The sequence below is a fragment of the Sphingobium sp. RC1 genome (assembly GCF_059738765.1).
Window position 1 is genome coordinate 2,572,074 of record NZ_AP027306.1, and the last position, 12,969, is coordinate 2,585,042.

General features: G+C 60.9%; 12 protein-coding genes. 6 read left to right on the forward strand and 6 right to left on the reverse strand.

What is annotated here, in order from left to right; all coding sequences use genetic code 11:
- Positions 1 to 9: 9 nt before the first annotated feature.
- From AC6JBC_RS12850 to AC6JBC_RS12860, 3 genes are all read left to right on the forward strand, one after another.
- Positions 10 to 195, forward strand: coding sequence for a hypothetical protein (locus tag AC6JBC_RS12850; RefSeq protein WP_196225106.1), 186 nt, complete (start codon positions 10 to 12; stop codon positions 193 to 195).
- Positions 196 to 287: 92 nt separating this feature from the next.
- Positions 288 to 1,637, forward strand: coding sequence for a S41 family peptidase (locus tag AC6JBC_RS12855; RefSeq protein WP_498024664.1), 1,350 nt, complete (start codon positions 288 to 290; stop codon positions 1,635 to 1,637).
- A 151-nt stretch (positions 1,638 to 1,788) separates the two neighbouring features.
- Positions 1,789 to 2,790 (forward strand): IS30 family transposase, encoded by a 1,002-nt coding sequence (locus AC6JBC_RS12860; RefSeq protein ID WP_498024665.1) that lies wholly within the window; start codon positions 1,789 to 1,791, stop codon positions 2,788 to 2,790.
- Positions 2,791 to 2,829: 39 nt separating this feature from the next.
- On the opposite strand, the gene aspS is transcribed toward AC6JBC_RS12860, so the two are convergent.
- Positions 2,830 to 4,614, reverse strand: coding sequence for an aspartate--tRNA ligase (aspS, locus tag AC6JBC_RS12865; protein WP_498026079.1), 1,785 nt, complete (start codon positions 4,612 to 4,614; stop codon positions 2,830 to 2,832).
- A 127-nt stretch (positions 4,615 to 4,741) separates the two neighbouring features.
- Between aspS and rnd the strand changes: the two genes are divergently transcribed.
- Together rnd and AC6JBC_RS12875 are read left to right on the forward strand one after the other, a co-directional pair.
- Positions 4,742 to 5,908 (forward strand): ribonuclease D, encoded by a 1,167-nt coding sequence (gene rnd / locus AC6JBC_RS12870; protein WP_498026080.1) that lies wholly within the window; start codon positions 4,742 to 4,744, stop codon positions 5,906 to 5,908.
- Between the two features lie 29 nt (positions 5,909 to 5,937).
- Positions 5,938 to 6,216: an I78 family peptidase inhibitor gene (locus AC6JBC_RS12875; protein ID WP_498024666.1), complete on the forward strand. Its 279-nt coding sequence runs from the start codon at positions 5,938 to 5,940 to the stop codon at positions 6,214 to 6,216.
- Between the two features lie 375 nt (positions 6,217 to 6,591).
- On the opposite strand, the gene AC6JBC_RS12880 is transcribed toward AC6JBC_RS12875, so the two are convergent.
- From AC6JBC_RS12880 to lepA, 3 genes are all read right to left on the reverse strand, one after another.
- Positions 6,592 to 7,275, reverse strand: coding sequence for a hypothetical protein (locus AC6JBC_RS12880; protein WP_464772651.1), 684 nt, complete (start codon positions 7,273 to 7,275; stop codon positions 6,592 to 6,594).
- A 166-nt stretch (positions 7,276 to 7,441) separates the two neighbouring features.
- Positions 7,442 to 7,831 (reverse strand): PH domain-containing protein, encoded by a 390-nt coding sequence (locus tag AC6JBC_RS12885; protein ID WP_498024668.1) that lies wholly within the window; start codon positions 7,829 to 7,831, stop codon positions 7,442 to 7,444.
- 135 nt (positions 7,832 to 7,966) lie between these two features.
- Positions 7,967 to 9,772, reverse strand: a complete 1,806-nt coding sequence (lepA, locus tag AC6JBC_RS12890) for a translation elongation factor 4 (protein WP_449470824.1) — start codon at positions 9,770 to 9,772, stop codon at positions 7,967 to 7,969.
- 243 nt (positions 9,773 to 10,015) lie between these two features.
- Between lepA and AC6JBC_RS12895 the strand changes: the two genes are divergently transcribed.
- Complete coding sequence (locus AC6JBC_RS12895; RefSeq protein WP_498024669.1) at positions 10,016 to 10,750, forward strand: CsgG/HfaB family protein; 735 nt, start codon at positions 10,016 to 10,018, stop codon at positions 10,748 to 10,750.
- Positions 10,751 to 10,844: 94 nt separating this feature from the next.
- Here the strand turns inward: AC6JBC_RS12895 and AC6JBC_RS12900 are convergent, their stop codons facing one another.
- Both AC6JBC_RS12900 and AC6JBC_RS12905 read right to left on the reverse strand, forming a co-directional pair.
- On the reverse strand, positions 10,845 to 11,885 hold the full coding sequence (locus AC6JBC_RS12900; protein ID WP_498024670.1) for an acyltransferase family protein: 1,041 nt from the start codon (positions 11,883 to 11,885) through the stop codon (positions 10,845 to 10,847).
- Positions 11,886 to 12,307: 422 nt separating this feature from the next.
- A complete protein-coding gene (locus tag AC6JBC_RS12905; RefSeq protein WP_498024671.1) occupies positions 12,308 to 12,964 on the reverse strand; it encodes an adenylate kinase in 657 nt (218 codons plus the stop codon).
- Positions 12,965 to 12,969 lie beyond the last annotated feature (5 nt).

A 12,969-nucleotide genomic window follows, 5' to 3' on the forward strand; every position in this document is an offset into this window, starting at 1 on the left:
AGGAAAGCCATGCTCGTGATGTTCGTGGGCGCCGACCGGACCGAAACCGCCATCAATGCCGCGCAGGTCACCTTCGTATCGTCCGTCACGGATGGCACCCGCATCCGCTTTGGTGAAGGCCGCAGCGTAACCGTGGTGGAACCGATCGCCCAGGTGATGGAGGATCTCAATCAGGCGTTACGGCCGCACGAATAGCGCCGCGTCGGGCGCTACGCCGTAACCGATGCTTTGCGTATGCCTGAGAAGCATCCTATACTGATGGCTTGATGCCAGGACTCAGGACAGCAATGAAATCCAATTTCTTCCGGGGCGCCGTTGCCCTTGGCGCACTTGCGCTTATCCCTGCCACCACGGCCGCGCTCGCGGACGGGGAAGCGAGCAGCTACAAGGCGCTCGACGAGTTCATGGACGTCTTCCAGAAAGTCCGCAGCGACTATGTCGAGAAGGTCGATGATGAAAAGCTGATCAAGGGCGCGATCGACGGCATGCTTGCCAGCCTCGACCCGCATTCAAGCTTCCTCGACGCACGCGATTTCGCGAATCTGCGCACACAGACGGAGGGCAGCTATGGCGGCCTTGGCCTGTCGGTCACGCAGGAGGATGGCGCGGTCAAGGTGATCGCGCCGACGCAGGACACTCCCGCCTGGCGCGCGGGGATCAAGGCGGGCGATTATATCACCCATCTCGACGGGCAGCTCATCTATGGCGGCACGCTGGATGAAGCGGTCGATAAGATGCGCGGCGCGCCGGGCACGTCGATCAAGCTGACCATCGTGCGCGCTGGCCGTGACAAGCCGATCGAAGTGACGCTGACGCGCGAGATCATCCAGCTAAAGCCGGTAAAGTGGGAAGTGAAGAACGGCGTTGGCGTGATTAATATCGTCAGCTTCTCCGCCAATACCGGCGCCGACCTGCGACAGGCGATCCGCAGCATCGACAAGAGCCTGGGCCATAAGCCGACCGGCTATATCCTCGACCTTCGGTCCAATCCGGGCGGGTTGCTGGATGAAGCCGTGTCCGTGAGCGACGCGTTCCTGGAGCGCGGTGAGATTGTGTCGCAGCGCGGCCGCAACAAGGGCGATGTCGAGCGCTATTATGCCAAGCCCGGCGACGATGCGAAGGGATTGCCGATCGTCGTCCTGGTCGATGCGGGCTCCGCTTCGGCGTCCGAGATCGTCGCGGGCGCGTTGCAGGACCAGCATCGCGCACTGGTGATGGGCGAGCGCAGCTTCGGCAAGGGCAGCGTGCAGACGATGTTGCCGCTGACTAACACGACTGCGCTCAAGCTGACGACGGCGCGTTATTATACGCCGTCCGGGCGGTCGGTGCAGGAAGGCGGGATCGAGCCTGACGTGCGCGTGCCGCAGTTGTCGGACCCCGATTATAAGAACCGGCCGAAATTCCGCGAAAGCGACCTGCGCCGTCACTTGATCAACGAGATCAAGACGGACAATGCCGCGCTGGAAGAAGACACGAAGGAAGATCCGCGCTTCGCCATGTCGGCCGAGGAACTGAAGAAGAAGGGGGTCGAGGATTTCCAGCTGGATTACGCGCTGAAGACGATCGCGCGGCTGGCGGCGAAGCCGGGTGCGGTGATCGCGCAGGCCCAGCCGGTGGGGAAGAACGCGGCGCGGTGAACGAGCGGGGCTGAGGACGGTTTAGTGACCCCCGGCCTTCCTCCCTTTGTCATGCCAGCGCAAGCTGGCATCTCTCTCGATTGGGCAGAAGCCCTCCTAAGATCCCCTGAGTTCACGGAACAAGTGCACCATCTGCTAAGGTGTGTGCGCGATGGGAAGACATTATGGCGAGCTCAGCCTTGAAGAGCGCATCGAGATATACCGGCTGCATGCAGCCGGTATATCTTGCCGCAAGATAGCCCAAGCGATCGGCCGGGCGCATACGACGGTTGGCCGTGAACTGCGGCGAAACAGCAAGCCGACGAAGGTGTGGCGGGGCGGCTATGCTCCGGCACGCGCCCATGACCTCGCGATCCGGCGGCGGCGATGGGATTGCCGCTTCAAGCTGGAACGCCAGCCGGACCTGCGAAGGCTGGTGAAGAGCGGCCTTGCGATGGGATGCTCTCCTGAACAGATCGCTGGCCGACTGACGCTGGAACATGGTCGCACCATGATCAGCCACGAGTCAATCTATCGCTACATTTATCACCGGTCGGCGCAGAAGGATTATTGGCACCGCCTGCTGCCTCGCCACAAGGCGCGGCGCGGGCGCCGCAGCCGCCAGGGCGGCAGCTCGGTCAAGCTGATCAGGCATCGCGTGCCGATCGCCCAGCGGCCCGCCGAAGCTGCCGATCGAGCCCAGCCGGGCCATTGGGAAGCGGATTATATGCTGTTCGCCAAATATGGCGATAACGTCCTTGTCCTTCACGAACGGCACACCCGCTTCACTATCCTCGACAAGCCGCCCAACCGGCAGGCCGGGCTCACCGCCCGCCGCATCACCTGCCGACTGCGCCGCATCCCCAAAGACCTGCGCAGAACCGTCAGTTTCGACAATGGCAATGAGTTCGCCGAACATTATCATCTGCACGCCAGCCTCGGCGTCCAGACCTTCTTCTGCGATGTCAGAAGCCCATGGCAAAAGGGCGGCGTCGAAAACGCCATCGGCCGCTTGCGCCGGATGCTCCCGCGCAAAACCAGCCTCAAGACCGTCAGCAACAGGCAATTGCGCGCCTATGCCGATCGCCTCAACAATATCCCCAGAAAATGCCTTGGCTTCAAAACTCCCGCTGAGGCATTCTACCAAATCTCAACCGGTGCACTTCAATCGTGAATCTACATCCCAGCTTTCGCTGGGATGACGGTAAGGTGATTAGGCCTTGGCCTGCGGCTCCACGACCCGGACATGCAGTTCACGCAGCTGCTTGAACTCCGCCGCGCTCGGCGCTCCCATCAGCAGGTCTTCGGCGCGCTGGTTCATCGGGAACAGCGTCACTTCACGCAGATTCTGCGCCCCACAGAGCAGCATCACGATGCGATCGACACCAGCCGCCATGCCGCCATGCGGCGGCGCGCCATATTGGAACGCGCGGTAGAGGCCACCAAAGCGCTCCTCCACATCCTGCTGGCTAAGGCCCACCTTCTCAAACGCCTTCACCATCAGCTCAGGCGACTGGTTACGGATCGATCCCGAAGCAATCTCAAAGCCGTTGCAGACCATGTCATACTGATACGCCTTGATCGTCAGCGGGTCCTGATGCTCCAGCGCATCCATCCCGCCCTGCGGCATGGAGAAGGGGTTGTGCGCAAAGTCGACCGACTTCGATTCCTCATCATATTCATAGAAGGGGAAATCGACGATCCAGCACAGCTCGAACCGATCCTTGTCGATCAGGTCCAGCTGCTCGCCCACGCGAATACGCGCCAGACCCGCCAGCTTGGCCGCCTGCGATTCCTTACCCGCCGCGAAGAACACGCCATCATTGGGACCAAGGCCGAGCGCCTCGATCAGCTTCGCCGTCCGCTCCTCGCCATGATTCTTGGCGATGGGGCCGCCGGGGACGCCATCCTTGATGTTGATATAGCCAAGGCCGGAATAGCCTTCGCCCCGCGCCCAATTGTTCATGTCGTCGAAGAATTTCCGGCTACCCGCGCCAGCGCCCGGCGCCGGAATCGCGCGGATGACGCTGCCGCTTTCCACCAGCGAGGCGAAGATGCCGAAACCGGAGCCAACGAAATGCTCGGTCACGTCCTGGATCAGGATCGGGTTGCGCAGGTCGGGCTTGTCCGACCCATATTTCAGGATGGCCTCTTCATGAGGAATGCGCGGAAAGCTGCCCGCAGGCGTCACCGGCTTGCCCTCGGCGAACTGCTCGAACACCTGCGCGATAACCGGCTCCATCGTGTTCCACACATCTTCCTGCGTGACGAAGCTCATTTCCAGGTCGAGCTGGTAGAACTCGCCCGGCAGGCGGTCGGCGCGTGGGTCTTCGTCACGGAAGCAAGGCGCGATCTGGAAATAACGGTCGAAACCCGCCACCATCAGCAGCTGCTTATATTGCTGCGGCGCCTGCGGCAGGGCGTAGAATTTCCCCGGATGGATGCGGCTCGGCACCAGAAAGTCGCGCGCGCCTTCCGGGCTGCTCGCGGTCAGGATCGGCGTCGAATATTCGGTAAAGCCCGCCCCTTCCATGCGGCGGCGCATGTCGGAGATGACCTTCGTGCGCTTGACGATGTTCGCATGCAGCGTCTCGCGGCGCAGATCGAGGAAGCGATAGCGCAAGCGAATATCCTCGGGATATTCCTGCTCACCCGCGACCGGCAGCGGCAGGTCGGCGGCAGCCGACAGCAGCACCGCATCGAGCGCCCGGATTTCGATCTCGCCCGTCGGCAGGTTCGGGTTCACCGCTTCGGGCGCGCGCGCCACCACCTTGCCGGTCACCGTCACGACGCTTTCGGCGCGCAGCGATTCGATCACCTTGAAGACGGGACCGTCCACCTCGGTGACGATCTGCACCATGCCATAATGATCGCGCAAATCGATGAAGACCAGGTCGCCATGATCACGCTTGCGATGCACCCATCCGGACACCCGCACTTCATTGCCAACTTCGGCAGAAGTCAGGGCGCCGCAAGTATGAGTGCGATAGGCGTGCATGGCGATTGTATCTTTCAGCTTCGTTTTACGGAAATGACAAAGTGCCGCAGCCCCGCTATGGGCGGTCTTGTCAAGCATTGACGAGCCCGTGAGCGACGGGCCAGCCCATAATAAGATCGAAGACCATATGCAAATCCATCCGCTGATCACCGACAGCAAGACACTCGCCCAATTCTGCGCCCGTATCGCCAAATCGCCCTACATCGCGGTCGATACCGAGTTCATGCGCGAAAACAGCTATTGGCCCGACCTCTGCCTCGTCCAGGTGGCCGACAGCAACGAAGCCGCCGCGATCGATCCCAAGGCCCCCGGGCTCGACCTTAGCCCCCTGCTCGACCTGATGGTTGATAATGAGGATGTGCTGAAGGTCTTTCATGCAGGCGGGCAGGATCTGGAAATCATCTACAACCTGACCGGCCGCACCCCGCACCCGATGTTCGACACCCAGATCGCCGCCATGGCGCTCGGCCTTGGGGAGCAGATCGGTTACGGCAACCTCGTCGACGCATGGCTCGGCGTGCAGCTCGACAAGGGCGCACGCTTCACCGACTGGGGACGCCGCCCGCTCGACAAGCGGCAGATCGACTATGCCATCGGCGACGTCACCTACCTCATCCAGATTTTCCCGATGATGCTGGAGGAGCTGCGCAAGACCGGCCGGGGCGACTGGCTGGATCAGGAAATGGAACGCGTCTGCGACCCCTCCAATTATGTGAACGAGCCGCACGAGGCCTGGAAACGCGTCCGCATCGCGAGCCGCAAGGCAGATGTCCTCGGCCGTTTGAAGTCGCTCGCCGCATGGCGCGAGATAGAAGCGCAGGACAAGAACCTGCCGCGTGGCCGCATCGTCAAGGATGAGACGCTGGCCGACATCGCCAGCCATCCGCCCCGCTCTCAGGAAGATCTCGGCAAGGTGCGGGGCCTGTCCGCCACATGGAAAACCAACGACATCGGCGCCCGCCTGATGGCCGCGCTCGGCAGCCACACCCCGCTCGACAAGGATGAGATGCCCGAACGCGATCCAAAGCGCCCCGGCCTCGGCAAGGACGGCGCGCTGGTCGCGGATTTGCTCAAGCTCCTCCTCAAGATCCGCTCACGCGACATCAACGTCGCCGCCCGCCTGTTGGCCCGCAGCGACGATCTGGACGCGCTGGCCGCAGGTGTCCGCGAAGACCTGTCGATCCTGGAAGGTTGGCGCTATGAACAATTCGGCCGCGATGCCGTTGACCTTGTCGAAGGACGCCTGGCCTTCGCCGTGAAGGGCGGTCGCCTCAAGATGACGCGCACCGAATAGGAGCAAATATGATGCGGGCAGCGGCGCTGATGATTCCCCTTCTGTTGGCGGCCTGTACCACAGCTGACGGACAAGCCCCCGGCACCACGCCAGCGACAGCCGAGGGGCCTTGCCGCAACGAGGGCCTCGACCGCTTCGTCGGCCAGCCCGCCAGCGCCGACATCGGTGCACAACTGTTACAAGCATCTGGCGCCCGAACCCTACGCTGGGGCGCCCCAGGCATGGCCATGACAATGGACTTCCGCCCGGATCGCCTAACCGTCAGCTACGACGAGAAGATGGTGATCACTTCCGCAAGGTGTGGTTAGGCACACTGCTCCCCCTCCCGCAGGCGGGAGGGGGCCGGGGGGTGGGCCAGCGCAACGCCGGTTTCATAGAAGAAGCTCGCTTCGCTCGCACCCACCCCTAACCCTTCAAACGAGTCACGTGCCTCGTTTGGACGCTTGCGGGAGGGGAATAACTAATCAGCGCCGCCGTCACCCAAAAACCACACCCCCTCCAAAAACCATCCTATTCCCAACGTCAGCCCAAAATTCACCCTGTCCTATTCCCCCACAACAACCCTATCCCCGCCCCTCTCTTTGAAACGTCCCACATCACCCCCTCGCGCCCACGCGCGCCTGCCCTCGCGCGCGCATACACTGTGAACTTCGACGGAAATCCGCCATTTTTAGCGCATCGCCTCAACATTCCAGTCCTACAAGCGCCCCGCTGCCAATCCGGTTCACATGGCGCTTGCCATCGATCTCCAGCCAATCCGGCGTCACCTCCAGCCGCCGCCCCCGGATCGTCGTGCGCAAATGTTCGACCGCGATCCGGTTACGCGCCACGATCCGCAAAATGGCTAACCCCTCGCCGCGCGCCGCCATGACGCTGTAGCGATCACCACGCAGCAGGAACCGCCAGCTACCATTGGCAGCCAACCACTCATTGCCCTGAATCACCTGCACGGGATTGCCGTCCGGATCACCGAGCCGCAGGCTGATCCGCGTCGCGCCCCGACTGCGGCGTGGCGGCGCGAACATCAGGATCGGCTCGCCATCCAGCACCAGCGGAATCGGCGTATCGCGCAGAGGCCGTGAGCCCCCGACGATCAAAGTCGGCAACTCCGAAGAAAATGGCATGCGGTCCCGCGCGAAGTGCCGCTGGCGGACCACCGGATTGGTATGAAATCCCTGCACCTGCGCCGTGGTCAGCCGCCCCTCCTCCACCAGCGCGTGGCAAGTCGGGCAGAGCAATGTCGCTTGGGGCGAATCGGGCAGGCGAAGATAACGATAGATGGTTACGCCGCATCGGACGCAGGCAAAACCGCAGGCCTCGCGAACGGCCTCACGCTGCGGCTCCGTTAATTCAGGCAGCGATAGCATCACCGGCAAGGCCATGAAGGACACCCTTTGCAACCGCGCCCCGCGCCATTGCGAAGCAGCGTTACCCAGCGGCATCCTTCCCCGGATACAGGCTTTTCACTGTCCCTTCAGTCCGGACATATGGTCGAAATAAATTGGCGTCAGGTCAAGGGGGCGCGAACACCCGTCAACGCTGTGGCAGCAAATCCAGATTGCGCGACGCTGCGATGTTCCGGATGCGGCCCGGCCGAGGCATGGACTTGACCGCGATTTCCGCGATGTCGCCCGCACTGAACAGTTCGACATTGCCGACATCGAAGATGCGCTGGCCGAATGTCTGCGTGATGCGCACGCTGCGGATGCTGGATAGGGCAATCTCCGTACGCTGCTTGGCCAGCAGCCCGCGCTCCATCAGCACCTCCCGGTCGGACAACGCCAACCGTTCCCCCTTCGCCCGCAGCCACCAGACCGCAATCGCCAGCAGCCCGACGACAGAAATCAGCAGCAGGATGAACAGGAACGGATGCGCGCGAAACATCGCAGGATGCTCGTCATACAACCAGGCGTCGCTCATCATTCGTCCCATCAAGAAGTACGCACGAACATGATCATGGATGCCCCGCCCGCGTCAATCCTTGCTCAGCGCAGCCCTCTTACCCTTTTCCAACGAAAGGAGGACACTTCGAGAAGGTCACCCCGAACGAAGGAGTGTTTAGCTCTCATCCCCCATCCGCAGCGCCGCAATGAAGGCCTCCTGCGGGATCTGTACAGACCCATATTCCCGCATCCGCTTCTTGCCCTCTTTCTGCTTCTCCAGCAGCTTCTTCTTACGCGTGATGTCGCCGCCATAGCATTTCGCCGTGACGTCCTTGCGCATCGCCGCAATCGTCTCACGCGCAATCACCTTGCCGCCGATCGCCGCCTGGATCGGAATCTTGAACAGGTGGCGAGGGATCAGGTCCTTCAGCCGCTCGCACATGTGCCGCCCGCGCGCCTCGGCCGCGCTCCGGTGAACGATCATCGAAAGCGCATCGACCGGTTCGTTGTTCACGAGGATGCTCATCTTGACGAGGTCGCCCTCGCGCGTGCCGATCTGATGATAGTCGAAGCTCGCATAACCGCGCGAAATCGACTTCAAGCGATCGTAAAAGTCGAACACCACTTCGTTGAGCGGCAGCTCATAGGTAACCTGAGCGCGTCCGCCGACATAGGTCAGGTTCTTCTGGATGCCGCGCCGGTCCTGGCAGAGCTTCAGGATCGACCCCAGATATTCGTCGGGGCAGTAAATCACCGCCTCGATCCAAGGTTCCTCGATCATCTCGATATGGTTGGGATCGGGCATGTCGGCCGGGTTGTGCAGATGGCGCACCTCCCCATCCTTCATATGCATCTCATAGACCACCGACGGCGCGGTGGTGATGAGATCGAGATCATATTCGCGCGTCAACCGCTCCTGAATGATCTCTAAATGGAGCAGCCCCAGGAAGCCGCAACGGAAGCCAAAGCCGAGCGCCGCCGACGTCTCCATTTCGAAGGAGAAGGACGCGTCATTGAGCCGCAGCTTAGAAATCGAATCGCGCAGCTTCTCAAAATCATTGGCATCCACCGGGAACAGCCCGCAGAAGACCACCGGCTGCACTTCCTTGAAACCCGGCAGCGGATTGGCGGCAGGGTTCTTGACCGTGGTGATAGTGTCGCCCACGCGGGTCTGGCTGATGTCCTTGATCTGCGCGGTGATGAAGCCGATCTCGCCCGGGCCGAGTTCCGGCAGTTGCTCGATCTTGGGCCGCATGCAGCCCACGCGGTCGATAAGATGCTCGGTCTCGCCGATCATGAACTTGATCTGTTGCCCCTTCTTGATCACGCCATTTACGACGCGCACCAGAATGACGACGCCGAGATAAGGGTCGTACCAGCTGTCAACCAGCATCGCTTCCAGCGGCGCGTTGCGATCACCCTTGGGCGGCGGGATTTTCGCGACGATAGCCTCAAGGATGTCATCGATGCCAATGCCAGACTTGGCGCTCGCCAGCACAGCTTCCGATGCATCGAGGCCAATCACTTCCTCGATTTCCGCTCGCACCTTCTCAGGCTCAGCGGCGGGCAGGTCGATCTTGTTCAGCACCGGCACGATCTCATGGTCATGCTCGATCGACTGATAGACATTGGCCAGCGTCTGCGCTTCCACGCCCTGCGCCGCGTCCACGACCAGCAGCGCGCCCTCGCACGCAGCCAGGCTCCGGCTCACTTCATAAGCGAAGTCGACATGGCCTGGCGTGTCCATGAGGTTGAGCTCATATGTCTCACCATTTTTCGCGACATAGTCGAGGCGCACGGTCTGCGCCTTGATCGTGATGCCGCGCTCCTTCTCGATATCCATATTGTCGAGGACCTGGGCCGACATCTCCCGGTCGGTCAGCCCCCCGGTGCGCTGGATCAGCCGGTCGGCCAGCGTCGACTTGCCATGGTCGATATGCGCGATGATCGAGAAATTACGGATGTGCGAAAGATTGGTCATGGACCGCGCCGATAGCAGCCATTTGCGGGCCTGTCAGCAGAGCTTACAAACAGCCTGACCATCAGTAGGAAAAGCCCGCGAGCTATGGTAATTGACGCGAGCCTTAAACGGGTCGTACCATAATAAAAAATTCCATAATTAACCGCTCGAAAGGGATTTGGGGCAATGTTCAAAACGGTTTCCGCGCTCGTCGCGACAGCATCGATGCTTGCGACGCCGATGTCTGCGATGGCGCAGACGAATATGAGTTCTTCTGGCAAGACCTATAAGGATGGCACCACCAAAGGCGCATCCTCGGGTCGCAGGTCGCAGGAGCGCGCTCAGCAGGAGATTCCCCGCTGTACCCGCCGCCTTGGCACTGTCGCGATCGTCGAACCCGACAACCAGTGGTGGCGCGAGTTGAACTTGGGCAGCCCGGAAGCGATCCTCAAGGTGTTCATCCAGCAGTCCGGCTGCTTCGGCATCGTCAACCGCGGCCGCGCCATGCAGAGCCGGGCGATGGAACGCGCCATGGCGGACTCGGGCGAATTGCAGGCTGGATCGAACCTGGGCCGGGGCCAGGTCAAGGCAGCCGACTATTATCTGGAGCCTGATATCGTATCGTCCAACCGCAACTCTGGCGGCGGCGGCTTCGGCGCTGCGCTCGGCGGCCTGATGGGCGGCACATTCGGGGCACTTGCTGGCGGCCTCAACATCAAGAAGAAGGAAGCGAACGTCACGCTTTCCATCGTCAACGCCCGCACGACGGAAGAAGAGGCGCTGACCGAAGGCTATGCGCGCAAGACCGACATCGGCTTCGGCGGCGGCGGCGGTGCTGGTTGGTGGGGTGGCTTTGCTGCTGCCGGTGCCAGCGGCTACCAGAATACCGAGATCGGCCAGGTGATCGTTCTGGCCTATCTAGACGCCTATACCAAGCTGGTCACGCAGATGGGCGGGTTGCCTGCCAACGCGGCAGCAGCCGCCCCCCGCGCACAGTAAAATCTTAATGCAGGGGCTTGGCATCGAATGCCGAGCCCCTGTTCTTCTCTTTCCGCTCACCATCACTGTCGGCGCGACGGAATAGACATTTTCATTAAATAGGCCGGGACGAGGCTTCAGCGTGCACCAACCTATTTCCACGCCGCCGTCGCCACCATGATATTATGGCCTCGCCTGCGGGGCGCTCCACCAACCTGTTGATGCCTGTGCCCAAAGTTAACGCGACAAGAAACGCGGAGAAGAAGGCGAGCCACGGGCTGTAGCCCTGCTCCGCCATTTTCAGCATCACGACGAAACCCACATGCTGATGGATAAGGTAGAAGGAATAGCTGATCCCACCCATCCAGAGCAGTGGACGTGACGCGATCCACTGCAAATGCCCTCGGATCAGCGCTGCAAAGCCTGCAAGCAGAATGCACGCCATCAGCGTGACGTCCCAGCTTTCCATGAAGGCGACCGACAACAGCGCAAGCGCGGCGTAGGGAGATTGCTGGCGCCAGCTCCGCTGACCAGACCAGACGCGGTACGACAACATCCCGATGATGAAGAAGGGGAGATAGCGCAGTACGAAGAGCATGACGATGCGTTCTGGCATGTCGGGCCATAACCCATAAATCGCGCGAACCGCGAGCCACAATGCCAGCATCGGTTCGAGCCGTTTCAATCCAGCCCATTTCCAAATTGATATCATGCAGAAGTAAAAGGCGATTTCGACGGTCAATGTCCAATAAGCGCCGTCTACTTCAGGAAGAAACGCGAACCCCTGCAACATCGTGAAGTTAGCCAGGATCGCACTGGGACCCACCAGCAATTGGGACGCCTTTGCCGCATATTCGATCGACAGAGTCAGCAACATCGCGACGATATAGGCCGGATAAAGCCGGGCGATCCGGTTTACCGCAAAGTCGGCGACGCTAACGATCCGATCCAGCGTGAAGAATATAGCGAAGCCTGAGATCGTGAAAAACAGCAGGACGCGATAATTGCCCCCGGGAAAACTGAACGGCACATGCGCCGCTTGGGGAAAAAGCTCGTGGAAACGCGTGGAATAATGAAAAACCAGCACACACAGTGCACCGATGCCTCTCAAGGCATCCAATTCCGCCAAGCGGTTCCGAGTGAGCGAAGCAGTCACCCGGATGCATTAGCAATGAAACAGCAATCAATCGGTTAAGATATTGGGGTCGGATACACATTGTTGCTGGCGCCTCGATGCGGAGTCCAGCGTGGAAGGTCAGTCGCCCTGCTCCGCTGGGGCTTCAGCCGTGCAAGCTCGGCCAGCACCTTGGCCACAATGGGCGCAATCTGCACCAGACCCATTCGCATATAGCCTCTCGCGACATGCCTACACGAACATCCTTGCCCGCCGGAGAGAGGGCGATGTCGAGCATGCCAGTGACCGCCACGATGCAGAGGCCCCAAGACCCCGGAAAGCCTTAAATGCCTATATGGTGCGGCAAAAATCATGCGAGCATGTTCGACACTGCCTGCCGACCCGCATTGGCCGGGAAGCTGTTCATACTTTCCTCCCGCCTCTGAAAGACGGGAGAAATTACCTTAGCCTTTAGCGTGATCCAATATGCCCACGATTGCCGCAGTCACATCGTCCATGTCAGCCATGCCGTCCACACGAGACACGATCCCTCGCGCCTCATAGATTGGAAGGATGGGGGCGGTCTTAGCACGATATTCCGCCATCCGGGTGCGAACCGTATCTTCATTGTCGTCGGGACGACGCTTGAACTCATGCCCATGGCATTTGTCGCACTCATCAGCGACCTTGGGCTGCTTGAAGCTGTCGTGATAGCCCTCACCACAGGTCGCGCAGGTGAAGCGGCCCGTGATGCGCTCAACCAGAGCGTCCTCATCGACGTCGAGTTCGATGACATGGTCCAATGTACGGCCGCGATCAGCAAGAATGGCGTCGAGCGAATGGGCCTGAGCTTCGGTGCGCGGATAGCCGTCGAAGATCACACCAGTGCTGTCGGCCAACCTATCCAATGCTTCGCCGATGATACCGGAAACGATTTCATCCGAAACCAGTTCACCCGCTTCCATCACCGCCTTGGCCTTGAGGCCAATCGGCGTCTGCGCCTTTACCGCCGCCCGAAGCATGTCACCCGTCGACAGCTGAACCATGCCACGGGTTTCGACCAGGCGGCTCGCCTGCGTGCCCTTCCCTGCTCCTGGAGGACCCAGCAGAATGATATTCATTTTGC

Excerpts from the sequence above, each read along its gene's own strand:
- AC6JBC_RS12855 (WP_498024664.1), top strand. The coding sequence starts at position 288 with ATGAAATCCAATTTCTTCCGGGGCGCCGTTGCCCTTGGCGCACTTGCG.
- aspS (WP_498026079.1), bottom strand. The coding sequence starts at position 4,614 with ATGCACGCCTATCGCACTCATACTTGCGGCGCCCTGACTTCTGCCGAA.
- AC6JBC_RS12875 (WP_498024666.1), top strand. The coding sequence starts at position 5,938 with ATGATTCCCCTTCTGTTGGCGGCCTGTACCACAGCTGACGGACAAGCC.
- AC6JBC_RS12880 (WP_464772651.1), bottom strand. The coding sequence starts at position 7,275 with ATGCTATCGCTGCCTGAATTAACGGAGCCGCAGCGTGAGGCCGTTCGC.
- AC6JBC_RS12905 (WP_498024671.1), bottom strand. The coding sequence starts at position 12,964 with ATGAATATCATTCTGCTGGGTCCTCCAGGAGCAGGGAAGGGCACGCAG.
- lepA (WP_449470824.1), bottom strand. The coding sequence starts at position 9,772 with ATGACCAATCTTTCGCACATCCGTAATTTCTCGATCATCGCGCATATC.
- AC6JBC_RS12850 (WP_196225106.1), top strand. The coding sequence starts at position 10 with ATGCTCGTGATGTTCGTGGGCGCCGACCGGACCGAAACCGCCATCAAT.
- AC6JBC_RS12860 (WP_498024665.1), top strand. The coding sequence starts at position 1,789 with ATGGGAAGACATTATGGCGAGCTCAGCCTTGAAGAGCGCATCGAGATA.
- AC6JBC_RS12895 (WP_498024669.1), top strand. The coding sequence starts at position 10,016 with ATGAGTTCTTCTGGCAAGACCTATAAGGATGGCACCACCAAAGGCGCA.
- AC6JBC_RS12885 (WP_498024668.1), bottom strand. The coding sequence starts at position 7,831 with ATGATGAGCGACGCCTGGTTGTATGACGAGCATCCTGCGATGTTTCGC.
- rnd (WP_498026080.1), top strand. The coding sequence starts at position 4,742 with ATGCAAATCCATCCGCTGATCACCGACAGCAAGACACTCGCCCAATTC.